Origin of the sequence: Binatus sp. (SeqCode) (assembly GCF_050013435.1) — a bacterium.
Taxonomy (GTDB): domain Bacteria; phylum Desulfobacterota; class Binatia; order Binatales; family Binataceae; genus Binatus.
Window position 1 is genome coordinate 1 of sequence record NZ_JBEKFG010000063.1, and the last position, 23,214, is coordinate 23,214.

Annotated in this window: 18 protein-coding genes and 1 pseudogene; 8 read left to right on the forward strand and 11 right to left on the reverse strand. The window is 62.5% G+C overall.

All coding sequences use genetic code 11. The annotated features are described in order from the left end of the window. The 4 genes and pseudogenes from ABSB13_RS12615 to tilS form a co-directional block, all read right to left on the reverse strand. A pseudogene (locus ABSB13_RS12615) lies at nt 1-288 on the reverse strand (TIGR00159 family protein); the annotation flags it as partial. Then, complete coding sequence (folP, locus tag ABSB13_RS12620; protein ID WP_428108982.1) at nt 281-1,087, reverse strand: dihydropteroate synthase; 807 nt, start codon at nt 1,085-1,087, stop codon at nt 281-283. The gene folP and the pseudogene ABSB13_RS12615, both read right to left, overlap by 8 nt. A gap of 206 nt (nt 1,088-1,293) precedes the next feature. Further along, nucleotides 1,294-3,228 (reverse strand): ATP-dependent zinc metalloprotease FtsH, encoded by a 1,935-nt coding sequence (ftsH, locus tag ABSB13_RS12625; protein WP_428108984.1) that lies wholly within the window; start codon nt 3,226-3,228, stop codon nt 1,294-1,296. A gap of 50 nt (nt 3,229-3,278) precedes the next feature. Further along, on the reverse strand, nt 3,279-4,709 hold the full coding sequence (gene tilS / locus ABSB13_RS12630) for a tRNA lysidine(34) synthetase TilS (protein WP_428109023.1): 1,431 nt from the start codon (nt 4,707-4,709) through the stop codon (nt 3,279-3,281). 191 nt (nt 4,710-4,900) lie between these two features. Between tilS and leuS the strand changes: the two genes are divergently transcribed. The 3 genes from leuS (at nt 4,901) to ABSB13_RS12645 (ending at nt 9,302) form a co-directional block, all read left to right on the forward strand. Beyond that, nucleotides 4,901-7,336, forward strand: coding sequence for a leucine--tRNA ligase (leuS, locus tag ABSB13_RS12635; protein ID WP_428108987.1), 2,436 nt, complete (start codon nt 4,901-4,903; stop codon nt 7,334-7,336). Nucleotides 7,337-7,378: 42 nt separating this feature from the next. Further along, the gene (locus ABSB13_RS12640) at nt 7,379-7,912 is read left to right on the forward strand and encodes a hypothetical protein (RefSeq protein ID WP_428108990.1); all 534 of its coding nucleotides are present in this window, start codon (nt 7,379-7,381) and stop codon (nt 7,910-7,912) included. Between the two features lie 619 nt (nt 7,913-8,531). Continuing rightward, a complete protein-coding gene (locus tag ABSB13_RS12645; RefSeq protein WP_428108992.1) occupies nt 8,532-9,302 on the forward strand; it encodes an enoyl-CoA hydratase/isomerase family protein in 771 nt (256 codons plus the stop codon). 238 nt (nt 9,303-9,540) lie between these two features. Here the strand turns inward: ABSB13_RS12645 and ABSB13_RS12650 are convergent, their stop codons facing one another. Then, nucleotides 9,541-9,699, reverse strand: coding sequence for a hypothetical protein (locus ABSB13_RS12650; RefSeq protein ID WP_428108995.1), 159 nt, complete (start codon nt 9,697-9,699; stop codon nt 9,541-9,543). Between the two features lie 4 nt (nt 9,700-9,703). Further along, nucleotides 9,704-10,735 (reverse strand): hypothetical protein, encoded by a 1,032-nt coding sequence (locus ABSB13_RS12655; RefSeq protein ID WP_428108997.1) that lies wholly within the window; start codon nt 10,733-10,735, stop codon nt 9,704-9,706. Between the two features lie 232 nt (nt 10,736-10,967). On the opposite strand from ABSB13_RS12655, the gene ABSB13_RS12660 reads away from it, so the two are divergent. The 3 genes from ABSB13_RS12660 to ABSB13_RS12670 all read left to right on the forward strand — a co-directional run bounded on the left by ABSB13_RS12660 (nt 10,968) and on the right by ABSB13_RS12670 (nt 15,097). Beyond that, on the forward strand, nt 10,968-12,119 hold the full coding sequence (locus ABSB13_RS12660) for a pyridoxal-phosphate-dependent aminotransferase family protein (protein ID WP_428108999.1): 1,152 nt from the start codon (nt 10,968-10,970) through the stop codon (nt 12,117-12,119). A 6-nt stretch (nt 12,120-12,125) separates the two neighbouring features. Next, nucleotides 12,126-13,721: a phosphoglycerate dehydrogenase gene (gene serA / locus ABSB13_RS12665; protein WP_428109001.1), complete on the forward strand. Its 1,596-nt coding sequence runs from the start codon at nt 12,126-12,128 to the stop codon at nt 13,719-13,721. A gap of 80 nt (nt 13,722-13,801) precedes the next feature. After that, nucleotides 13,802-15,097, forward strand: coding sequence for an adenylosuccinate synthase (locus ABSB13_RS12670; protein ID WP_428109004.1), 1,296 nt, complete (start codon nt 13,802-13,804; stop codon nt 15,095-15,097). Nucleotides 15,098-15,157: 60 nt separating this feature from the next. Here ABSB13_RS12670 and ABSB13_RS12675 read toward each other — a convergent pair whose 3' ends face one another. The 5 genes from ABSB13_RS12675 to ABSB13_RS12695 all read right to left on the reverse strand — a co-directional run bounded on the left by ABSB13_RS12675 (nt 15,158) and on the right by ABSB13_RS12695 (nt 20,304). Continuing rightward, nucleotides 15,158-16,348 carry a serine hydrolase domain-containing protein gene (locus tag ABSB13_RS12675; RefSeq protein WP_428109007.1) on the reverse strand — a complete coding sequence of 397 codons (1,191 nt, stop codon included), beginning with the start codon at nt 16,346-16,348 and terminating at the stop codon, nt 15,158-15,160. A gap of 60 nt (nt 16,349-16,408) precedes the next feature. Continuing rightward, nucleotides 16,409-17,323 (reverse strand): polysaccharide deacetylase family protein, encoded by a 915-nt coding sequence (locus ABSB13_RS12680; RefSeq protein WP_428109009.1) that lies wholly within the window; start codon nt 17,321-17,323, stop codon nt 16,409-16,411. A gap of 28 nt (nt 17,324-17,351) precedes the next feature. Beyond that, nucleotides 17,352-18,317, reverse strand: coding sequence for an NAD-dependent epimerase/dehydratase family protein (locus ABSB13_RS12685; RefSeq protein WP_428109012.1), 966 nt, complete (start codon nt 18,315-18,317; stop codon nt 17,352-17,354). A gap of 15 nt (nt 18,318-18,332) precedes the next feature. Further along, nucleotides 18,333-19,271: a formyltransferase gene (locus tag ABSB13_RS12690; protein WP_428109014.1), complete on the reverse strand. Its 939-nt coding sequence runs from the start codon at nt 19,269-19,271 to the stop codon at nt 18,333-18,335. 64 nt (nt 19,272-19,335) lie between these two features. Beyond that, nucleotides 19,336-20,304: a glycosyltransferase gene (locus tag ABSB13_RS12695; protein WP_428109015.1), complete on the reverse strand. Its 969-nt coding sequence runs from the start codon at nt 20,302-20,304 to the stop codon at nt 19,336-19,338. A gap of 215 nt (nt 20,305-20,519) precedes the next feature. On the opposite strand from ABSB13_RS12695, the gene ABSB13_RS12700 reads away from it, so the two are divergent. Both ABSB13_RS12700 and ABSB13_RS12705 read left to right on the forward strand, forming a co-directional pair. Further along, nucleotides 20,520-22,253, forward strand: coding sequence for a glycosyltransferase family 39 protein (locus ABSB13_RS12700; protein WP_428109017.1), 1,734 nt, complete (start codon nt 20,520-20,522; stop codon nt 22,251-22,253). A gap of 142 nt (nt 22,254-22,395) precedes the next feature. Continuing rightward, entirely contained in the window at nt 22,396-23,004 is a 609-nt protein-coding gene (locus ABSB13_RS12705; RefSeq protein ID WP_428109020.1) for a helix-turn-helix domain-containing protein, read from the forward strand. The last annotated feature ends 210 nt before the right edge of the window (nt 23,005-23,214 follow it).

Sequence of the window (23,214 nt, forward strand, 5' to 3'; positions counted from 1 at the left end):
TTGCGCACCGACACGGGTCAGCGCGCGCCGAATGTCCGCCTGGAAGATAACCACCAGGATCACAAACAACGAACCAAGGAAGTTGTTCAAGAGCCAGTTCAGCGTGAACAGTCCGAGCACCTGCGACGCGACGAACGCGACGCCCACGATCACCATCCCGACCACCATCTGCATCGTGCGCGTGCCGCGGATCAAAAGCGCGATCCGGTAGATCACGTAGGCCACGATCAGAACGTCAACGACATCCTGCCATCGCGGCTGCGGTATCATGGGTATGTAGTTATGCATCGCACCCCAACGGCCGAGCCCGTCCCGCCATCGCCGCGGCCATCCGCACCACGGCGACGGCCGCGCCGGCGTCGTGCACGCGCACAATCGACGCGCCGGCGGCCACTGCCAGCGCGTTCGCGGCGGCAGTGCCGAACTCCAGTTCTCGCTCGCCGGCGCCGGCGATTGCGGCCACAAAGCTCTTGCGCGACGCTCCCACCAATACGGGATAGCCGAGCGCACAGAGGTCGGGCAAGGCGGCCAGCAATTTCAGATTATGCTGGGCGGTCTTGGCGAAGCCTAGTCCCGGGTCGACGATTATTCGCGAGCGCGCAACTCCCGCCGCGGCGGCAAATCGCGCGCGCGCCCGCAGGTATTCGAGGACCTCGCGCACCACGTCGCGGTAGCGTGCGAACTCGATATGATTGGCGAGACCGCCGCGCATATGCATCAGCACCACCGCGCACCTGGTTCGCGCCGCCAGCGGCGCCATTTCGCAGTCGTGCTCGAGCGCCGTGATATCGTTGATTATCGCCGCGCCCGACTCGAGCGCGACGCGCGCGACCTCCGCGCGGCGCGTGTCAATCGAGATTGGCACGCCGAGCCGCTTGCCCAAGCGCGCGAGCACCGGCGCGACTCGCGCGAGTTCAACCTCGATCGGCACCTCCGACGCGCCCATGGGACGCGAGGATTCACCGCCGACGTCGATCAGGTCGGCGCCGGCCGCTTCCATCGCAAGCGCGTGCTCGACGGCGCGGTCCGCGTCCAGATAGCGCGCGGCGTCGGAGAAGGAGTCGGGCGTGACGTTGAGCACGCCCATTACCGCAGGGAACTTGATTACGCGACCGTCGTGAAGCTTGAGATACCGGGATCGAGACGCGGGCCCGCGCAAGCCTCGATCACTTGATGATTTGGTTTTGATCCGCGAGCGTCGCATCGCACCGGTCCCACGCCCCCTCATCCACGCGGCGACCGACTCGCCGTGGCGAATCGATCAGAGCGCCGCGACCACGCCGGCGAAGACGACTACACGAGAACCGGCTTCGGCGGGAGTCCGGGCACCGGGCTTTCGCTTTCGTTGTCGGCACGCTTTTCCTTGCCCGGTTCCGTGCCCGGACGCGGCGGAAAATCGTTGCGCACCGCGGCCGGCGATGGCGGCAACTCGCGCCCTTCGCGGAACGCCGTCACCATCGCCTCGACTTCGCTGCCGTCGAGCACTTCCTTCTCGAGCAGCCGCGCGGCGATCGCGTGAAGCAGCACCAGATGATCCGACAGCAGCTGGCGCGCCTTCTGATACGAGTCATCGATGATACGGCGCACTTCGCGATCGATCTCGAGCGCGGTCTGCTCGGAGTAATCCTTATGATGAGAGATGTCGCGGCCCAAAAAGATCTGTTCCTCGCGCCGGCCGAACGTCATCGGGCCAAGCTCCTTGCTCATGCCCCATTCGCAGACCATCTTGCGCGCGAGCTCGGTCGCCTTTTCGATATCGTTGCCCGCGCCGGTCGTCATCTGGCCGAACACGAGTTCTTCCGCCGTGCGGCCGCCGAACATCACGGCCAATCGCGTCACCAGGTAGTCGCGGGGATAGGTGTAACGATCGTCCAGCGGCAATTGCTGCGTCACGCCAAGCGCCATCCCGCGCGGGATAATCGTAACCTTGTGGACCGGATCTGCACCGGGCTGAAGCATCGCGACCAGCGCGTGGCCGCCTTCATGATAGGCGATTATCTTGCGCTCCGAGCCCGACATCACCATCGAGCGCCGTTCCGCGCCCATCATCACCTTGTCCTTGGCGAGCTCGAAGTCCGACATCTCGACCTTATCCTTGTTGCGGCGCGCCGCCAGCAGCGCGGCCTCGTTGACAAGGTTTTCCAGGTCGGCTCCGGCAAAGCCCGGCGTCGAACGCGCCAGCTTGGTCGCATCGACGTCGTCGGACAGCGGTACCTTGCGGGTGTGGACCTTCAGGATGCCCTCGCGGCCCTTCACGTCAGGAAGCGGCACCACCACGCGGCGATCGAAACGGCCCGGGCGCAGCAACGCCGGGTCGAGCACGTCGGGGCGATTGGTGGCAGCCACCAGGATCACACCTTCGTTGGCCTCGAACCCGTCCATCTCGACCAGCAACTGGTTGAGCGTCTGTTCGCGTTCATCGTGACCGCCGCCAAGTCCGGCGCCGCGATGACGTCCCACGGCGTCGATCTCGTCTATGAAGATGATACACGGCGCATGCTTCTTGCCCTGCACGAACAGGTCGCGCACGCGCGACGCGCCCACGCCGACGAACATCTCGACAAAGTCCGATCCCGAGATCGAAAAGAACGGCACGCCCGCTTCGCCGGCGATCGCCCGCGCGAGCAGCGTCTTGCCGGTTCCCGGCGCCCCGACCAGCAGCACGCCCTTGGGGATTCGCCCGCCGAGCCGCGTGAAGCGCTTAGGGTCGCGCAGAAATTGAATTATCTCTTCGAGCTCGTCCTTGGCCTCGTCGATTCCGGCCACGTCGCCGAAGGTCACCTTGTGCGTATTTTCAGTCAGCAGCTTGGCGCGGCTCTTGCCGAACGACATCGCCTTGCCGCCGCCGATTTGCATCTGGCGCATGAAGAAAATCCACAGCGCCGCCAGCACGATTATCGGGAACCACTGCACCAGCGCGACCATCCACCACGGATCGCCTTCGACCGGCTTGGCCGCGATCTTGACGCCCTTTTCGCGCAGCGTCTTGACCAGGTCGGGATCCTCGGGCGCGTAGGTCTTGAAATGCTCCCCGCTGGTCGTGTCGCCCTTGATCAGATTACCCTGAATCGTTGCCTCGGCGACCTGGTTTTTTTCAACCTGGTTGAGGAAGTCCGAGAAAATTATTTCAGGTTCTTTGGGCTGTTGCCTGCTGAAGATATTGAACAGCAACAGGAACATCAGGCCCAGCACTAGCCATAGCGCAATACTGCGAGAAAACTGGTTCATGCTATTAGAAAAGTATCACGCGCGTTGATCGGCACGCAACGTGGCAGGCGCTAAGCCACGATTTCAGACGCCTCAACGCGCAGTACGGTTTCGGTGGCCTTGGTGACCAGCGCGCAGTCGGCGCGCGCAAGCCCCGGAAGCCATGCGATTTCGCCGCCGACCGTGACCACCGGGAAGCGCTCCCGCCTCGCGCGCGGCAGCTTGCGATCGACAAACACGTCATGGACCTTGCGCGTGCCACGCATCCCCATCGGATGCATCCGGTCGCCCTTCATAAAATTGCGCGCGACCAGCCCGGCGTCCGCGATTTTCGCAGCGTCGAACATCGCGACCAACGGAAGCGAACTATCCGGCATCGACGCGTGCGCGGCCGGATTGGTCGAAGCCTCGAACGCAAACCCCGCCGCTGCGACAACTGTGATTCCGTCGGCCGCAATCGCCACCGAGAATCCCGCGGCGGCGCCGATCGTGGCGCCTGCTTCGCGCTCAGAGCGCGGATGCACCACCCGAATCAGATTGTACTCGCGCTCGGCGCGCCAGCCGCCCGGAAGATCGATCGAGTCGCTCGGGCCGCCTGCCAGGATGAGTTGACGCATCGCCTCAATATGCGCGCGCGAAATTCTGCGCAAAGATCCCATCCGCTCGGCGAGCAACAGCCGAACGGCAACCGGTTGCACCGCGCGATTCACCCCGCTGAATCCCGACACATCGAGCGCGCCACCCCGCCGGCGCATCGCGTCCAGTTCGCGCGCGGCAATCGCCGCGACCAGCTCGTCGAGCGAGCGCATCTCGGCCGCGACTTCCACCAGCCGCCCGCCAAGTCCCGGCGCGTACTCGCGCTCGAGCATCGGCAGCAGTTCGGCGCGAATCCGGTTGCGCAGAATGTCGCGCGACGAATTCGTCGAATCTTCCACGAACGCAGTCGCGCGCGCGTCCAGGTAGCCGCGAACGTCGGCGCGCGAAATCGACAGCATCGGACGAATCAACCGGCCCGGCCCGTGCTCGGCCATCGCCGCCATCCCCGCCGCGCCGGCGCCGCGCATCAGGCGCATCAGCACGGTCTCGGCCTGGTCGTCGCGATGGTGCCCGAGCGCGAGGTAGTCGGCACCCACGCGGTCCGCGACGCGCCCGAGAAAATCGCGGCGCACCTCGCGCGCCCGCTCCTCGAGGTTCGCGCTGGAAATCGACGCGTCGAGGCCCTCGGCATGCTCGACGATCAATTCGACGCCAAGCCGCGCGCACATCGCGCGTACAAAAGCCTCGTCGCGATCCGACTCATCGCCTCGAATCCGATGGTTCAAATGCGCCGCCGCAATCCGGAGTCCCAGCCGCTCGCGAAGCTCAAGCAGCGCACAAGTAAGCGCAACCGAATCAGCCCCGCCGGAAAGCGCGATCAGTATAGATGCGCCCCGACGGACGCGCGCGCGCTCAAGCGCCGCCTCGATCGCGCCGACCACGATATTTTCCGCATCCTTAACCATCACCGATGAGATTATTCCCGCATGAGATCTGCATCAACGCGCCGAGTCAGGATGATGCGACGCCTCGCTTTTGCGATTGTCCCGCTTCCCACGTCGCGACATAGTTGGAGCCGCGCGATCGGCACGCTAGACTCGCGTAGCCCAGACGCATACTCGGCGACATCGCGCAAAAACTACGCGCAAAAACTACGATGGACGAACGTTACGACCCAAAGAAAATCGAGCCCGCGTGGCAGGCCGAATGGCAACGCACCAATCTCTACCTCACGCGCGAGCAACCCGGCCGCCCGAAATTCTACATCCTCGAGATGTTCCCCTACCCGTCCGGGGCCGGGCTGAGCGTCGGTCATCTGCACAACTACGTTCCGTGCGACGTAATCGGGCGCTTCAAGCGGATGGCGGGATTCAGCGTGCTGCACCCGATGGGATGGGATGCGTTCGGACTGCCGGCGGAGAACGAGGCGATCCTGAAAGGATCGCATCCCACGGAAACCGTCCCGCGTTACGCCGCCAACTTCAAGCGCCAACTGACAATCTCCGGATGCGCGTACGACTGGACGCGCGAGATCAATTCGTCGTCGCCCGAGTATTACAAGTGGACGCAGTGGTTCTTCCTGATGCTCTACAAGCGCGGGCTGGCCTACCGCGCCACCGGAGCGCAATGGTGGTGCGACAAGTGCCGCACGATCCTCGCCAACGAACAGGTCGTCAACGGATGCTGCTGGCGGCATACCGACAATCCGGTCACCAAGAAAGATCTCGAGCAGTGGTACATCAAGATCACCGACTACGCGGATCGATTGCTCGCCGACCTGGACGGGATCGACTGGCCCGAGCCGATCAAGCTGATGCAGCGCAACTGGATCGGGCGCAGCGAAGGCGCGGAACTTGCGTTCCCGGCGCCCGCTCATGCCGGTAAGGAAATCCGCTTTTTCACCACGCGCCCCGACACCGTCTTCGGCGTATCGTTCATGGTGCTCGCGCCGGAGCATCCGATCGTCGCCGAAATAACCACGCCCGCGCAGCGCGCGACGGTCGAGGCTTATGTCGCCGACGCGCGCCGCCAGACTGAAATCGAGCGGATGTCCACGGTCAAGGAGAAATCCGGCGTCTTCACCGGCGCCTACGCGCACAACGTCTTTACCGATCGAGACATCCCGGTCTGGATCGCCGACTACGTCCTGATGGGCTACGGCACCGGCGCGATCATGGGCGCGCCCGGCCAGGACCAGCGCGATTTCGAATTCGCCACGAAGTATCGCCTCGAGATTCCGCGCGTGACCGCACCCGCCGGCGGGAGCGCACCACCGGCGGACCGCGCGTTCACCGAACCGGGCATCGCGATCAATTCGGGCTTCCTCAACGGGATGACAACGGCTGAAGCGATCACGGCCGTCGCCAAGTACGCCGAGGATCACGGAATCGGCCGCGCGACTATCAACTACCGAATGCGCGACTGGCTGATTTCGCGTCAGCGCTACTGGGGATGTCCGATCCCGATGGTGTATTGCAAGACCGACGGAATCGTGCCGGTGCCGGAAGATCAACTGCCCGTGATGCTGCCTGCGATGAAGGACTATTTGCCGTCGGGCACCGGCCGCTCTCCGCTCGCCAACGTGCCTGAGTTCGTCAACACGACCTGCCCGAAATGCGGAGGCCCGGCTGAGCGCGAGACCGACACGCTGGACGGCTTCGCATGCTCGTCGTGGTACTTCCTTCGCTTCGCATCGCCGCATGAAGACAAGAGGCCATTCGATCGGACGGCGGTCGATTACTGGTTGCCGGTCGATCTCTACGTCGGCGGCGCAGAGCATGCCGTGATGCATCTGTTGTACGCGCGGATGTGGACCAAGGTCATGTTCGACGCGGAACTGATTGGATTCGACGAACCGTTCCCAGCCTTGCGCAACCAGGGTGTGGTGTGGGCCTCCGACGGCCAGCGGATGTCGAAGAGCAAGGGCAACGTCGTCACGCCGGACGCGATGATCGACAAGTACGGCGCCGACGCGCTTCGGCTCTGGGAGCTGTTCATGAGCCCCTTTGACGAAGCGACCAACTGGAACGAAAGCGGCGTTGCGGGCACCCTGCGATTCATCCAGCGCGTGTGGACGATGATCCGGCGCTACGTCGAAGCGGGACGGCCCGGCGGCAAGCCCAGCGAAGAAACGATCAAACGCGTGCACAAAACGATTCAGCTCGTCACCGATCATATCGAGCGGCTGCGCTTCAACACCGCGCTCGCCGCGCTGATGGATCAGCTCAACTACCTGGCGAAGCTCAAGCCCGAAGAGATGGGCCGTGTCGGCGCGGAGACCTTTGTGCTGATGCTCGCGCCGATGGCGCCGCACGTCACCGAGGAAATGTGGCGGGCGCTCGGCCACGACACTTCCGTTCATCTGGAGGCGTGGCCGAAGTTCGATCCGAAGCTCGCGCGCGACGAGACGGTAACCGTGGTCGTGCAGGTTAACGGCAAGGTGCGCGATCGCCTTGAGGTCGGCGCGGGCGCTTCGGAAGCCGACGTGCGCGAACTCGCGCTCAAGAGCGAGGCCGTCGTGCGCCATCTCGCGGGCAAAACGCCGACGAAGATCATCTTCGTAAAAGACAGAATGCTCAGCATCGTCGCTTGAGCCGCGCAGTTCAACGCCCAGGATATAGGACCAGCGGGACGAGTGAAGCATATCAAACAGATACTCAATCTCACCGAGGTGTTGATCGTTACGTCTAGCCTGCTGTTATTCGTTGCAACGACATCAAGTGCTCTGACTCGTTCGAAGTCTTATGGTGAATGGACGGCAACCTGCAGCTACGGCGATATGCTAGAGGTAATGGGTTGCTCTGTGATGAGCGACTACAAAACAACCAGGCAAGGTCTCATACGGGGAAAACTGTATATTTCCGGTTCGCCTCCAATGTTGACGGTCATAGTGTCAGGAGCGACTCCGGCCAGATCTGGACCGATATTAAAAGTGGACGACAACCCTCCGATGAGTGGCATAGTTCAATTCGCAGGACCAAACTCTGATGTGAAAGCTTCGAGCAGCTACAGCTATCTCATCGCCGGACCCTTCGAGGCCCAAGCGGCTGCGGGCAAACGACTCAGGGTGAGAGTGCCGCTGGACACCGGAAATTTGGAGGCCGTTTTTGACTTGTCCGGCTATTCGCGCGCAAAGGCGCTCGTGGACCACTGGCAAGCAGGTAAATGAAGCTCGACCCTGATTTGTACCGCACCTTCCCCGCGCCATCGTCCCGTAATCGCCGCCATCGTCGCTGCCGACCGCCACGGTCACACCGGCGAGGAGCTGAGCTCCGGCGGCCTGCGCCCGGAGAGCCTGAAGCGCTTTCGATGCTGGTGTGGCACCCGCCCGACATGGCCGAGGAAGTGTTCAAGACCACGTTGAGCATTGTCGCTTGAGCCGCCCCGAATCGCGGCACTGGCTCAGTTTGCGGGCCTGATAGGGCGAAAGGGCTCGGAAGAGCGATTCATACCATATGTAGTGGTTCTGGGACTGCTGGGCTCTAGGGCTAGCTTTGTTCCGTCAAAAATAATTTCGACCAAGACCAGGTGTCGCCCGATTTCGGATGAGCGCGGCGAGTACAGGGCATCCTGGCGGTTGACCATAGGGTATGTGTAGCACGCCGAATCCGGCGGCGTCAGGCTGAGCAGTTCATCCCCAAACCCGGCCTGAACCTCGGGTTCAGCTTCATCGAAACTGAACCAGCGCCCAAATCGCCCCGAACCTTGAAGGAGGCGCGGCGGGCGTGCGATGCTCCGGGCGGGTACGACTTCAGATCCTTTTCATCATCACGCAAGGAGCGAACGACATGGCCGAGGAAGTGCTTAAAGTCACACGTCATCCGAACTACGCGGTGTTGACGCTAAACCGTCCCGAAAAGCGCAACGCGCTGAATCAGCCGATGATCGAGGCGGTCAACAACGCGCTCGTCAAATTCGAAAGCGACCGCGAAATCCGTGCGATCCTCATCCGTGGCGAAGGCGCGAGCTTTTGCGCGGGAATCGATCTGAAGGAAGTGGCCGAGGCCAGTGGGCCTCACAACCCGACCTCGCTCGAGTCCGTCTTCGGCCGATTGGAGCGGTTCCCGGTGCCTACTATCGCGGCTATCCAGGGCGCCGCGCTGGCCGGCGGACTCGAACTGGCGCTGCATTGCGACCTTCGAATCGCGTCGGAAAACGCCAAGCTCGGCATGACGCTCGGCCGCGTCGGCTTGATGGTGCCGTACGATTTCACGCGCAAGCTGATCGAGGTTTGCGGATCGGCCAACACCGCGTGGATTCTCTATACCGCCGACGCGCTCGACGCCCAGCGCAGCCGTCACATGAACATGGTTCACGATGTCGTCGCCGACGCGAAGCTCGGCGAGGCGGCGACCGCGTTGGCCGAGCGGATCGCCGACAACGCACCACTCTCTTTGCGCGCGATGAAGGCGACGGTGCGCCGATGCATGAGCGAGACCTTCGACGCGTGGCATGACGATCTGTTGCAGATGGCGCGCTCGGTTCGCGACAGCCACGACGCCCGGGAAGGCGTGCGCGCGTTCCTGGAAAAGCGCAAGCCGGTCTGGAAGGCGGATTAGCGCGGCCGTTGGCACAGTGTCGTGTCCCGCAAATAAATCGAAGAACAAAACCCTAACCCCTAGCCCCTTCCCCAGAAAAAGTGGGGAAGGGGAACTGAAAAATCCTCTGGGGAATGCTGCCGTCCTATCCCCCTCACCCCCTTTCCGGGGCGGAAAGGGGGAACCGGCCTGGAGAGCCCCTTGCCTGGTCGTACCAGAATGAACCAGAACTTTTTCAAGATATTTGCAGGTCACAACACTAGTCGGAATGCCTGCCCAGCAGGCTGTTGAAAAAGTAATTTTCAACGCCTGCTCCCTCTCTCTTGTCTCCCCCAAAGGGGGAGATGTTGTAGGTAGGAAGACAGCTTTTACGCAGGATGTTGAAGCGCTTGAAATCGAAAACCGCGATGTATCCCAATTCTTCAACGCCCTGCTAGGGCGTTGCGGATCGCGCCGGCAGTCTCCAGCAGCGTGCTCGGCAGGTTCAAGGTTCCCGCGACGTTTGAATATGGATAGAGCCGCGCGTTCAGATGGGCGTGCAGCGGAATGCCCTCGCCCTGGTGAATTTCATAGTCAAGTGGCAACGGCCCAAGGATCATGAGTATGCGATGGATCGCATTGGCAAATTGCCGCATCTGGTCCGGCCTCAGCTCCGATACCAGTCCCCGGTAGTTGGGCATCACGACGTCGTAGCTGCGCGGGAACCCGCCCATCGGGCTCGCATAGCTGACGACAGAGTCGCCGCGATCGATCACCAGATTGAGGCGCTCCATCAGCGCGATGATCTCGCGCCATAGATGAGGATTGTCACGCTCGGCGCGGGCCTCCGCGAGCACGGCGGGAAACGGCTCCGGCGATCCGATGATCTGCTGATGCAGATGGGGCTGCGAGGCGCCGGACTCGCGCCCCTGATTCTTGCGGATCACGACCGCGCAAACGTCGGGATTCTCCAACGCGAGGCGCATCACGCGCGCGTCGGCTTGCATCAGATGAAGGAAATGACCGCCGCCGAGCGCGCCGGTAAACATCAAATCGGCCGGCGAGCGCGGCGCGTCGATAAAGTGACGCGGATCTTCGACCACGATGTACGACTCGTTGCGATTTCCGGTCAGCTCCGCGGGAATTCGGGGAAACAGATTGTTGATCACGCGCACGACCCAAGCCGCGCCGCTGGCAGCCTTCGCCCCGTTCCATTCGGGGATTTCATCCGCAGTCATCCGAAAGACCTCGCGCGGCGCAAGCCCTTCGTTGCCAACGCAGAAAGGACATGACTCGGTGGCGTGGCGAATTGCCTCGGCGCTGAGATGCGGCGCGCCGGGATCGGCGCTCTCACGGCCGCCGAGCGTAAACGCGAAGCTCTTGCCGCGAACGTCGACCACGTATGAAATCACGCCGGTGATCGGATTTTTGATCCATACCAGGGAACCATCGCGGATTTCGCATTCTATCGGCATCGGAGCGTGATAACCTTTAACAATTGCCGGCGCGCCATTTCAACGCCGGCTCGAAACCGTCGCGAGCCCAGGGTCTCCTTGACTACGGCTCCCGGCTCCATTATCCCAAGTGCTGAGGACGGGGAACCGGCGAAGCCGGGACAAACTGGGGTCTGGCGATCCGCATGCGCGGCCACCAGCCTTTTTTTTGGCCGCCATCGCTAATCGCCAGCGTCTCCGTGAATGATCAAAAATGCCGCAAATGAAAAAATACCTGTTCACGCCCGGGCCGGCGGCCGTACCGCCCGAGGTTTTGCTCGAGATGGCGCGTCCGATCATCCACCATCGCACGCCCGAGTTCAGTGCTGCGCTCGATCAGGCGCGCGATCGGATGAAACCTCTGTACGGCACCTCGAGCGAGGTAATCCTGCTCGCGTCCACCGGCACGGGCGGGATGGAAGCGGCGGTAACCAATTTGCTGGCGCCAGGCGAGCATGCAATCTACGTCAACGGCGGCAAATTCGGTGAGCGATGGGGCAAGCTGCTCGCCGCCTTCGGGATGGTTGGGCACGAGGTGCGGGTTGAATGGGGCCGCGCCGCACGGCCGGGGCAAATCGAGGATGCGTTCAAGGCGTATCCCGAGTCGCGCGCGGTGCTGGTGCAGGCGAGCGAAACTTCTACTTGCGCGGTGCATCCGGTGGCCGAGATCGGCGAGGTCGTGCGCAAGCGCGGCGCGATGCTGATCGTGGATGGGATCACGTCAATCGGCGTCTTCGAACAGAAGATGGACCAATGGGGCATCGACGCATTCGTCACGGGCAGCCAGAAGGCGCTCATGCTTCCGCCGGGGCTGGCAATGGTCGCGCTGTCAGCGCGCGCATTGGACGTCGCGAAGAAAATCAAAACGCCGCGCTTCTATTTTGATTTGCTCAAAGAACTGAAGTCGCAGCGCGACGAGCATACCACCGCATGGACCGCGGCCGTGTCGCTGATTTGCGGGCTGAACAAATCGCTCGAAATGATTCACGCCGAAGGTCTGCCGCAGGTTTATGCGCGTCACGCGCTGATGGCGGAGGCGACTCGCGACGCTGCCGCGGCACTCGGGCTGAAACTGCTGTCGCCCGAGAATCCCGCGCCGGGGGTCACCGGAATCCTGATGCCCGAAGGTCTCGACGGCGGCAAACTGGTCAAGTTCCTGCGCGACAGCCTGGGCGTGTCGGTTCAGGGCGGGCAGGATCAGATGAAGGGCAAGCTCGTGCGCATCGGACACATGGGTCATTTGAGCCCGTTCGACATGCTCATCGCGGTTGGCGCGCTCGAGATGGGACTCAAGCAGATTGGCGCAAACATTAAACTTGGCGCCGGCGTAGCGGCAGTTCAGGCACGCCTGGCACGGAGCATTTGAATCAACATGGCGCAAACATTCCGCGTCCTTCTGAGCGACTCGCTTGCGGCGCAGGGGATCGAGGTCCTTAAGCGCTTTCCGCAGCTGCAGTTCGACATCAAGACCGGCCTCAAGCCCGAGGAGTTGGCGAAAATAATCGCGCCCTACGACGCGCTGCTGATTCGCAGCGGCACGCGCGTAACCCGCGAAGTAATCGACGCCGCCACGTCGCTAAAAGTGATCGGGCGCGCGGGAGTTGGGGTCGACAACGTCGATATCGAAGCGGCAACGCGCCGCGGAATCGTCGTGATGAACAGCCCGACCGGCAACAGCGTCACGACCGCGGAGCACGCGGTCACGATGATGATGGCGCTGGCGCGGCATATTCCGGCGGCCAATGCGTCGATCCGAGCCGGCAAATGGGAGCGCGGCAAATTCACCGGCGCCGAGATATGCAACAAAACGCTGGGCGTGGTCGGCCTGGGCAACATCGGGCGGATCGTCGCCGACCGGGCGCTTGGGCTCAAGATGAAAGTGATCGGCTACGATCCGATTCTGACCGCTGAGGCGGCCGGGCGTATCGGCGTAGAGCTGGTCAGCCTCGATGAGCTTTTTGCGCGCGCCGACTTCATAACAGTCCACACCCCGCTGACCGACGACACCAGGGGCCTGGTAAACGCGGCGGCATTCGCGAAGATGAAGAAGGGAGTGAGAATCATCAATTGCGCCCGCGGCGGCATCGTCGATGAAGCCGCGCTCGCCGAGGCGCTGAAATCCGGCAAGGTGGCGGGCGCAGCGCTGGACGTGTTCGTCGAGGAGCCACCTCCCGCCGACCATCCGCTGCTCCAGTTTGCCAACGTGATCGCAACGCCGCACCTCGGCGCCGCCACCGACGAGGCGCAGGTGCAGGTCTCGGTGGATATCGCGCATCAGGTGGCCGACTTCCTGATCGAAGGCACCATTCGGCAGGCGGTTAACATCCCGGCGGTATCCCCCAAGGAACTCGAAATACTCGGGCCGCATCTGATCCTTGGCGAGAAACTCGGCAGACTCGCCGCGCAACTGATCACCGACGCGCCCACGGAGCTGACGCTGGCGTTTGGCGGTGAAGCGGCGAATCTCAAGCCCGACGCGATCACCGCCGCGGTCTTGAAGGGATTGATGAGCGGTTTCCTAGACGAGGATTTCAATTACGTCAACGCGCCATTTATCGCCCGCGAACGCGGAATCAAGATTATCGAAACGCGCTCCCGCGAAGTCACCGATTACGTCAACACCTTGACGCTCACGGTTCGTACCGGCGCCGGCGAGCACGAAGTCTCCGGCGCGGTGCTCGGGAATCGCGTGCTGCGGCTGACCCGGATCGACGGCTACCGCGTCGAGGCGGTGCCCGAGGGTTACTTCCTCATGCTGCATAATCGCGACGTTCCCGGAGTGGTCGGCGCGGTGGGCACGATGCTCGGGCAGGCCGGAATAAATATCGGCGGGCTGGAGCTCGGCCGCGATCGCGTGGGAGGAACCGCGCTCAGCATTTTCGAGGTGGATGAACCGGTGCCGGGCGCCGTCCTCGACCGGCTCAAGACCATCCCCGCAATTACCGCGGCGTCGCTGCTCAAGCTCTGAATTTATTTTGCGCGCGGAATATTTCAGCCCGACAGGTGCGCGCGCAGGCCGACAAAATTGACACCGGGCGGGGGAAAGACATGAAGACAGTTGCCGTGGTCGGCACGCAGTGGGGGGACGAGGGCAAGGGCAAAATCGTAGACATGCTCGCGGCCGACGCCGACGTGATCGTCCGCTTCCAGGGCGGAAACAACGCAGCTCACACGCTGGTGGTCGGCGGCAAGAAATTTGTGCTGCGGCTGGTGCCGGCAGGCGCGCTCCATCCCGGCAAAGCTTGCGTAATCGGCAACGGGCTGGTCGTCAATCCGCTGGCATTGCTCGGCGAAATCGCAGACCTCAAGCGCAGCGGCCATCTCGCCGACGATAGTTTGCTCAAGCTCAGTTACGAAGCGCACATGGTGATGCCGTATCATCTGGCGATCGATCGCGCACGCGAGGCGCGGCTGGGCAAGCGCGCGATCGGCACGACCGGATTCGGAATCGGCCCGGCTTACGAAGACAAGATGGCGCGGGTGGGAATGCGCTTCGAAGATCTGCTCGATTTCAAATTTTTCGAGGAGAAACTCCGCCGCAACATCGTCGAGAAGAACGCGTACCTGAAAGCAATGCTCAAGGCCAAGCCGATCAAGGCCGACGAAACCGTCGACGCGATGAAAAAGGCGCGCCGCCGGCTGCTCCCGTACCTGTGCGACACCGGCGCGTTCGTGAGCGAAGCGATCGATTCCGGCAAGCGGGTGCTGTTCGAAGGCGCCCACGGCACGATGCTCGACATCGATCACGGCACCTACCCGTACGTGACCTCGTCGAATTGCGTCGCGAGCGCGGTCTTCAGCGGCACCGGCATCGGGCCGGGCAATCTCGAAGCGGTGCTCGGCATCAGCAAGGGATATACGACACGCGTCGGAGCCGGCCCTTTTCCGAGCGAGTTCACCGGCCATCTGGCCGATTCGCTGCGCGAAGAAGGCGACGAGTTCGGCAGCGCCACCGGGCGTCCCAGGCGGATCGGATGGTTCGACGCGGTGCTGGCCCGATACACGGCTCGCGTCAACGGGATGTGGGCGCTCGCGCTTACCAAGCTCGACGTTTTGACCGGGATCGATCCGGTCAGAATTTGTGTCGGGTACATCGTCAAGGGGAAACGCTACGACGACATGCCGCCGTCGCATCGGATGCTGATCAATGCCAAGCCGATCTTCGAAGAGATACCGGGATGGAGCGAGAGCCCGGCGGGCGCGCTCACGCTGGCGGAATTGCCCTCGGGCGTGCGCCGCTACGTCGAACGAATCAGCGAGCTGGTTGGCGTGCCGATTGCGATGATCGGCGTCGGCAAGGAGCGCGAAGCGACCATCGTGGTCCGCAACCCCTTTGCCGACTAGCTCGCTTGTTAGCCAGTCGCGTCAGATCGGGGTGCGCGTGTCGAAGGTCTCTGCGTCCCCCTACCCTGCGCAGACCGCCGCGAGGCTGGAGATCGCGACGCCGCGGCGTGCCTGCCTCAGGTCATTGCGATCGAACCCGTTGGTTGTGTACCCGATCGAAATCCCCGTCGCCGGATCGGCCCATCCGATCTGTCCGCCCGCGCCTCCGTGTCCGAATGCCAGCGCCGAGTTGGTCTTGCCGAAGCCGCGATAATTCGCGAGCCCGTCGCCCCCGGCCACGATAACTCCCAGCGCGCGGTTGCACTTGACGCCGAAAATCGGATCCTTGTAATCGCCCGAGCGCACGCGCAGTGCGTCCTTGAGCGCTTCAGGCTTGATGATCGGCGCACCGTTGATGCCGCGATTATGCAGCAAGCCCTGGTAGAACAGCGCCAGGTCGCCCGCCGTCATAATTCCACCGCCGCCCGGCACGCCGGCTTCCATCACATTGGGCCGGTTGAAGCCGAGCACCGCTTCTTCGGTAACTTCGGTTTCCGGGATCGCGGGCAGGCCGAGCTGCTTTCGCTCCTCGTCAGATAGCGCCTCTCCGACGTAGCAAAGCTGCGCAACCCGGTGATGATACTCGCGCGGCAAACCGACCCGCAGCTCCGGCAGTCCAAGCGGCGTTGCAATCCGCTCACGCACGAACTGACGGAAGTCCTTGCCGGTGCGGCGCTCGATTATCTCCGCAATTACCCAGAAGCCCGAGCTCGGATGGTATTCGAATTTGCTGCCCACCGGCCATTCCAGCCGCCACTTGGCAAATCGCTCGAGCCGCTTGCTCTTATCCAGCCACTCGCTTTGCGGATACGGCGCGTTGGGAAATCCGCCCACGTGGAGCAGAACCTGCTCGACGGTCATCGTATCCTTACCGTTGGTGCCAAACTCGGGAATGATCTCCGCGACGCGCTCGCCCGGATTCAGTTTGCCCTCGCCGATCAGAATCCACGACGCCGCCGACATGATCGCCTTGGTGCACGAGAAGATCGTGTAGAGCGTGTCGTTGGTGGCCGGCGTTTCACTTTCACCCTGGACGGCGCGTCCGACCGTGCGCATCGCGCCGATTTTTCCATTGCGGGCGATCGCGATTTGAGTCGATGGCAGCAGCCCATCCTTGACTTCGCGTTCGGCACGATTGAAAAGGGCCTGGACTTTTTCAGGATCGAGGCCGACTTCGCGCGGACTGTCAGCAAAATGATTTTGTGCGGGCATTGCGGGCACCCCTGCGATTGAATTTCAGTCTTCGGGATATAGCACGCCGCCGCCGATTCGTCATTCGGAAGCGATCCGCACCGGACCTTGCGACGATATCCACCCGGCCCTGCCCGGCAGCGTCGTCCGAATGACTTCGCATGCCGGCAATTCCGCGCGATTCAGCCGCGCCGCGACCTCGCGCAGTTGCACGAAGTTTGCGCCCCGCTCCTTCAGCGCGCGGACCAGGGCCGTGAAGCCCTCAAGCTGTCCAATCCCTTCGGTCTCGGCGTGAATCGTGTGCACGTTGAGCGCATCGGGCTTGCACAAGCCGAGATAGAAGCCGCGCACCGCGCCGTCATCGGGTAATTCCCGCCGTCCCATTACCTCGTCGAGGGTCGGCAAGGTGGTCGGGATCTCCGGCGTCGCGAGAACCCGCCCGTCGACGATGCAACGATACGGCGCGATTCCGCGCGTGTCGCTGCGATAGTCGAGCGCCATCGCGTCCAGCGCGATGAGCGCCGCATCGTTGGTGCGCCATCCGGGCGCGGCGAAACTGCGCGGCGCTTCACCAAGGATCGCGCGGTATGCCTCAAACGCGTCGCCAAGCTCGTCGCGTACTCCGGACTCGCCGATTTTATCGAGGTGATCCTGCCATCGCACGTGATCGTAGCCATGCACGCCGACCTCGAAGCCATGCACCTTCAGGTCACGGATAATTCCGGGGAACGACAGCGCGATCGGCCGCGACGGCAACAGGGTTCCCGAGAGAATCGTGCGCGCGCCGTACATCGAGACGGCTTTGGTGCGGAACATCTTGGACATGAACCCGCGATTTCGAAACACCCGCAGGATTGCGCGCCCCGAATTGTCCGGGCCCATCGCGATATAGAAGCTCGCGGCGACGCCCTCGGCTTCGAGCATCGAGGCCAGCCGCGGTACGCCCAGCTCGAGGCCCTGATGGGTATCGACGTCGATCTTTAGTGCGACTTCCAAGTGAAGTGACTGCGCGGCCTGCGGCTGGCTAGGAAGCCATCTCTTTGCGGAACCAGTCCATCGAGATCTTCACGCCGTCGCGCAGGTTCACTTTTGGAGTGACCCCCAGCAACGTGCGCATCTTGGTGTTGTCCGGAACGCGTCGGGGGATGTCCTCGTAGCTGTTGCCGTACACTTCCTCCTGCGTCACGAACTTGATCTTCGATTTGGTCGGCCCGAACAACTCGAGCATCAGCTTGGCGAACTCGAGCACCGTCGTCTCGACATCGACGCCGATGTTAATCGCCTGCCCATCCGCCGCGGGATTCACTCCCGCCCGCACGGTCGCCTCGATCGCATCGGTCACGTACGTGAAGCATCGCGTCTGCAACCCGTCGCCAACCACGGTCAAGTCCGCGCCGCGCAGCAGTTGACCCATGAAGATCGTAAACAGCCGGCCCACGTCGACCTTGTCCAGCCGCGGACCGTACGCGTTGAAATAGCGCACGACCGTAACCGGCAGGCCGAGCTTGTGATAGGCAAAACAGAAATGCTCGCCGACGGCCTTCGACGTCGAGTAGCACCATCGATCGATACTGGTCGCGCCGAGCACGCGATCGTCATCCTCGCGCCACGGCACCTTGGGGTTGCGGCCGTACACCTCGGAGGTCGAGCTGAACACGAGCCGCTTGTTATGCTTGTAGGCGGCCTTCAGCACGTTTTGCGTGCCGTTGACGTTTACGTTGAGCGTTTCGTAGGGATCGGCGACGTAGTGCTCGACGCCGACGACGGCCGCGAGATGGTAAATGAGATTGACCTTCGAGACCAGGCTGTCGATCAACTCGATGTTGAAGACCGAATCGTGCACGTAATGAAAGCGCGGATTGTCCAGCAGGTGGCGCACCTTGGCGATCGAGCCGGTGTCGAGCACAAAGACCTCGTCGCCGCGCGCAATGAACGCATCCGAAAGATGTGACCCGAGAAATCCGGCGCCGCCGGTGATCAGAACCCGCATGTGACCTCCAAGAAACTAATCGAGTAGAATAGCATGTTTGACGAGCCCGGCCTCGGAAAGAGCGTCGCGGGCAATGCCTTCGGCGCCACCCTCGAACTGCGCGATTTTCACGATCACGATCCCCTCGCCGGCCGCAATTTCAAGAGCGCCGTCGGCAGTTTCGCGCACGACCCGCCCCGGCTCCCCGAGCGTTCCATTTTCCGCGCCAATTTTCGCTTCCCATACCAGCAGCTTTCGCCCGCCGACGAAACAGAACGCACCGGGGTACGGATGCGTCACGGCCCGCACGAGATTGAAGATCCTTCGCGCCGGCCATCGCCAGTCTATCCGTCCGTCGTCGGGCTTTCTGCGCCCGAAGTAACTTCCCTTCGCGATATCCATTTTTCGCCGCGGCGCGGTGCCGGCGACGATCTTTGGATGCATCTCGGTTATCAGCTCGACGCCCAGCGGCACCAGCTTGCGGTATACCGTCAGCGCGGTGTCGCTGTCGTCGATCGCAACCGCACGATTCCCGACGATATCTCCGGCGTCCGCCCGCGCAACCATTTGATGCAGCGTGACGCCCGCCTCGCGTTCTCCATTCACCAGCATCCAGTTCACCGGCGCACGACCCCGATAGGCCGGCAGCAACGACCCGTGCAGATTGAAAGCGCCCAGCGGCGCAACCGCGAGCACGCTCTCGGGAATCAGATGGCGGTAGTAGAAGGAATAAATTACCGCCGGCTTCAATGCACCAATCCTGGTGGCCGACCCTGAGTCTGCGCCGTCATCGGTGTGCACCGGGACGCCGTGCTGTGCGGCCAGTTCCGCACACGATCGCCACCAAATCTCTTCATGCGAATCATCGCGATGAGTGAACAATGCGGCGATCGGCGCGCCCATTTTGAGCAACGCCTCCATGCACGCGTAACCCATCTCATGATACGCGAACAGCACGCAGACGGCGGATTTCACAGTCGCGCCAGATGCGACGCTCGAGCGGTTCGACTCCACGGTTGCTCGATTGCCGGCTTCGCCGTTAGTTGCGGTCCGGCGCCGGCCCGGCCTGTGAATCGACCGGCTTGCCGTCGCCTCCATGAACCGCGCGCACGATGTAAGTGGGGCGGCGGCGCACTTCTATGTAGATACGCCCGGCGTATTCGCCGATAAGTCCGAGCGCCAGGAATATCATCCCGACGAAAAAGAACAGGACCGCGAACAGCGTCCACAGCGCGCCCTCTTCTTGCGGGCCGTAGATCAGCCGATGCGCAACCAGCACCATCGCCAGCATTACGGCCAGCACCGAAATCCCTATTCCGGTCATACTCAGCATCTGGATCGGAGCCAGAGAAAATCCGGTAATAAGGTTGAGACTGAGCTTTGCGAGTCCAAAAAGATTGTACTTCGACTTGCCACCGGCGCGATCGTCGTGGCCGACCGGGATTTCCGCGACTCGCTTGGCGAACGTGTTGGCGAGCGCGGGAACGAACGCCGCCTTCTCGTCGCACTCGACCACGGTATCGACGATGTGCCGCCGGTACGCACGCAACATGCATCCGTAATCGTGCATCGGTACGCCGACGATCAACGAGGTCAGCCGGTTGTGCATACGTGACGCGTAGCGCCGATACGCCCGATCGTGACGCTCCTCGCGCCATCCGCCGACCACGTCGTTGCCTTCATCGATCGCCGCAATCAACCGCGGAATTTCCTCGGGCGGATTTTGCAGGTCCGCGTCGAGCGTGACGACGATCTCGCCGCGCGATTGCCTGAAGCCTGCGAGGATCGCCGAATGCTGTCCGAAATTGCGCGCCAGCTCCACGACCCGCACGCGGCCCTCTTCGCCCGCCGCAATTTCGCGAAGGATGCCGAGAGAATCGTCGTGCGAGCCGTCATCAATAAAAACCGTCTCCCATGGACGGCCCAGACCGTCGAGAACCGGCTTGAGGCGCGACCAAAGCGATGCCAGGTTGGCGGATTCGTTGAACACCGGCACAACGACCGACACCAATCCGCTCGGCGCTCGCGATACGGCCGAAGTGCCTCGAATCGGTGATATTTTGCCCGGGAAGCTCAAGGAACGTGCGCGACCTGATCAGCGATCAATCCATGCGAAACCGCCGTCGCGTACAGTGATTGTTGCAGACAGCCTCAAGGAATTAAAGATAGCGCCGGGGCGCCCCGGTTGACCGCGCGCGATCACCTCGCGAGACTGCATCGACGATGCTCGCCGCCAACCGCACTCTTCGACTCGCCATCTATGCGCTGCTTGCGGCGATTCTCTATCTCCCCGGCCTGGGCAGGCCGGCGCTTTGGGAGCCCGACGAGGGCCGCTACGCCGAAATCGCGCGCGAGATGGTTATCTCGGGCGACTACGTCACGCCGCGTGACGACTTCGAGCTATATTTCGAAAAGCCTCCGCTGGTTTATTGGGCCGAGGCCGCCGCAATCCAACTCTTCGGGGTCAATGAATTCGCGGTGCGACTGCCTGCCGCGCTGTTCAGTATCGGACAGGTCGTCGTCACCGCCGCATTGGCCGAGGCGATGCTCGGTGCATCGGCGGGACTCTTCGCCGCACTCGCGCTCGCGATGAGTCCGTTATTTTTCGGCTTTGCTCGATTCGCGACGCTCGATCCCGCGCTCGCGTTTTTTCTGACCGCGGCACTCGCCGCGTTTTACGTCGCCGCGCGTGACGAGTCATTCTCACGGCCGTCGTCTCGCAGGTGGATGCTGACTTCGGCCGCGATGCTCGCCCTTGGCACCCTTGCCAAAGGCCCGATCGCATTGCTTCTGGGCGGCGCGATCGCTCTGGCATGGATGGCAAGTGAGCGGAGGCTGCGCCAGGTCGCGCAGATGCCGCTCGTCTGGTGTTTCATTATATACGGGGCGATCGTCGTCCCCTGGTTCGTGCTGGCCGAGGCGCGAAATCCCGGCTTCATACAGTTCTTCATCGTCCACGAACATCTCGAGCGCTACGTCGCGTCGAGCGAACACGGATGGGGTCCGTGGTTTTTCATCCCAATCGTGATCGGCGGAACATGGCCGTGGATTTTCTTCGTCCCGCTTGGATGGTCCGCGATGCGCGCCGACGACGGCTTGCCCGAGAGCGCCAAGGACCCATCGGGCCGACGCGCGTCCGCGCGCTTCCTGGTCATCTGGTTCATCGTGATCCTGGTGTTTTTCTCGATCCCCCGCTCCAAGCTCGGCAGCTATATCCTGCCCGCACTTCCGCCGCTCGGGATCGTTGCGGGATACGGCCTCGCGCGGATGCCCGCGCTCGGCGCCGCGAGTCGCCGTCGTCTGCTCGCCGTCGTTGCTATCGCGAACCTGGCAATCGCGGCGGTTATTTTCGTATTTTCGGAACTCGTACTGGCGCCGATAAATCCCGGGCTTGGCGTCGACGGGTTGCTGATTGGCGGGATTCTGGCCGCAGGCGCGATTGCGATGTACTCGCTTGGGCGCGCGTCGTCGCGCGCTGCGTCCGCGATCGGTGCGATCGCGCTGGCGATGGTCGCAGTGATGCCGCTAGCCGAGCGCTTGCGTGAAGACGCGTCGTCGATTTCCACCTATCGCAACCTGGCAAGGACCGTTGAGCCCTACCTTGCGGGAGACTGTACGCTTGCCTCATACCGCCATTACGTTCAATCGCTCCCGTTCTATACGCGCCGGCGCGAGACCCGGGTTGAGTATTGGGGCGAGCTTTCGGAATTTTCTCCCCCATCGCAGGGCAAGTCACCGTTCCTGATCGGCACCGACGCGCGGCTTCAGCAAGTCTGGTCGTCGGGCGCGTGCATGGTTCTGATAGCGAACGATCGCGACCGCGAAGCGCTTGCGGACTCGCTCAAGCCCGCGCCGGCGGTCATCGGATGTGAGGGGAAAAAGCTCGCGCTCTACAATGGCGCGCTGGCGCCGCCGCCGGGTGCAGCCGATTGTCGCAAAGCCGGAGCGAAGAATTAATAAACGCCGGGATCGAGGTACTTGGATTCGGGCTCATTGGACTGTAGCTTTCTCGCTGTGGCTTGCTTGCGACCGATTCCAACGAAAAGTGAAAAGTCACAATTTTGGGCGCAAGCAATTAGCCGGGAGAGATTGATCACAGGTGGCTGACAAGAAATCCAAACTTCAGGCTGGGGATTTCGGAGCCGACGGCGCCGAGTCCAAACCTTCGCTCGGTCACTTGATTACGGAAACCCGCGAACGCAAAGGCCTGACTCGCGAGCAAGTCGCCAGCGAGGCTCATTTGCCGCCGCATTACATCAAGATGATCGAGACCGACAACTACGATCTGATTTCGGATCGGCTCTACCTCGTGCCGTTTCTTCGCCGCTACGCAACGTTCCTGGGTCTCGACGCCGAGGAAATCGCCTCGCGTTTCGTCAGCGACGTTCAGCATGCCGAAGCCAACGTGGTGCGAATCTCGCAAGAGATCACGATGGTCGCGAAGCGGTCCGGCATCGCCGGCCAAATGGCCTTCGTCGTGCTGATCGTCGCGGTGCTTGTCCTGGTCGCAGATTTCGCGTGGCGCCGGTTTGTGGAGCATGAAGTACCCACTGTGGCTCCGGTCGCCTCGCCGGCGGCGATGGCGACAGCGGCGCAGTCTAATGCCGTCGCGCCGAACGCAACTCTGCCGCCCGCGACAATCGTGACGAATCCCGAAGGGGCAGTGCCCCCGTCGCAACCGCCTCCGCGTGCGGCGACCGATCAGTAACACGCCGCTAGCAGGCTGTTGAAAAAGTAATTTTCAACGCCTGCTCCCTCTCTCTTCTCTCCCCCAAAGGGATTTTTTCGGCGGTCTCCCCTTTGGGGGAGATGTTGTAGGTAAGAAGACAGCTTTTACGCAGGGTGTCGAATGGTTCAAGGCCCGAACTGCCCTTCGATATGAGCCTTTCAACACCCTGCTAGTGAAGCACTGCGTTGG

What these genes read in the sequence shown, in the direction of transcription:
- folP (WP_428108982.1), bottom strand. Translation starts at nt 1,087, where the DNA reads ATGGGCGTGCTCAACGTCACGCCCGACTCCTTCTCCGACGCCGCGCGC.
- ftsH (WP_428108984.1), bottom strand. Translation starts at nt 3,228, where the DNA reads ATGAACCAGTTTTCTCGCAGTATTGCGCTATGGCTAGTGCTGGGCCTG.
- tilS (WP_428109023.1), bottom strand. Translation starts at nt 4,709, where the DNA reads ATGGTTAAGGATGCGGAAAATATCGTGGTCGGCGCGATCGAGGCGGCG.
- leuS (WP_428108987.1), top strand. Translation starts at nt 4,901, where the DNA reads ATGGACGAACGTTACGACCCAAAGAAAATCGAGCCCGCGTGGCAGGCC.
- ABSB13_RS12645 (WP_428108992.1), top strand. Translation starts at nt 8,532, where the DNA reads ATGGCCGAGGAAGTGCTTAAAGTCACACGTCATCCGAACTACGCGGTG.
- ABSB13_RS12655 (WP_428108997.1), bottom strand. Translation starts at nt 10,735, where the DNA reads ATGCCGATAGAATGCGAAATCCGCGATGGTTCCCTGGTATGGATCAAA.
- ABSB13_RS12660 (WP_428108999.1), top strand. Translation starts at nt 10,968, where the DNA reads ATGCCGCAAATGAAAAAATACCTGTTCACGCCCGGGCCGGCGGCCGTA.
- serA (WP_428109001.1), top strand. Translation starts at nt 12,126, where the DNA reads ATGGCGCAAACATTCCGCGTCCTTCTGAGCGACTCGCTTGCGGCGCAG.
- ABSB13_RS12670 (WP_428109004.1), top strand. Translation starts at nt 13,802, where the DNA reads ATGAAGACAGTTGCCGTGGTCGGCACGCAGTGGGGGGACGAGGGCAAG.
- ABSB13_RS12675 (WP_428109007.1), bottom strand. Translation starts at nt 16,348, where the DNA reads ATGCCCGCACAAAATCATTTTGCTGACAGTCCGCGCGAAGTCGGCCTC.
- ABSB13_RS12685 (WP_428109012.1), bottom strand. Translation starts at nt 18,317, where the DNA reads ATGCGGGTTCTGATCACCGGCGGCGCCGGATTTCTCGGGTCACATCTT.
- ABSB13_RS12700 (WP_428109017.1), top strand. Translation starts at nt 20,520, where the DNA reads ATGCTCGCCGCCAACCGCACTCTTCGACTCGCCATCTATGCGCTGCTT.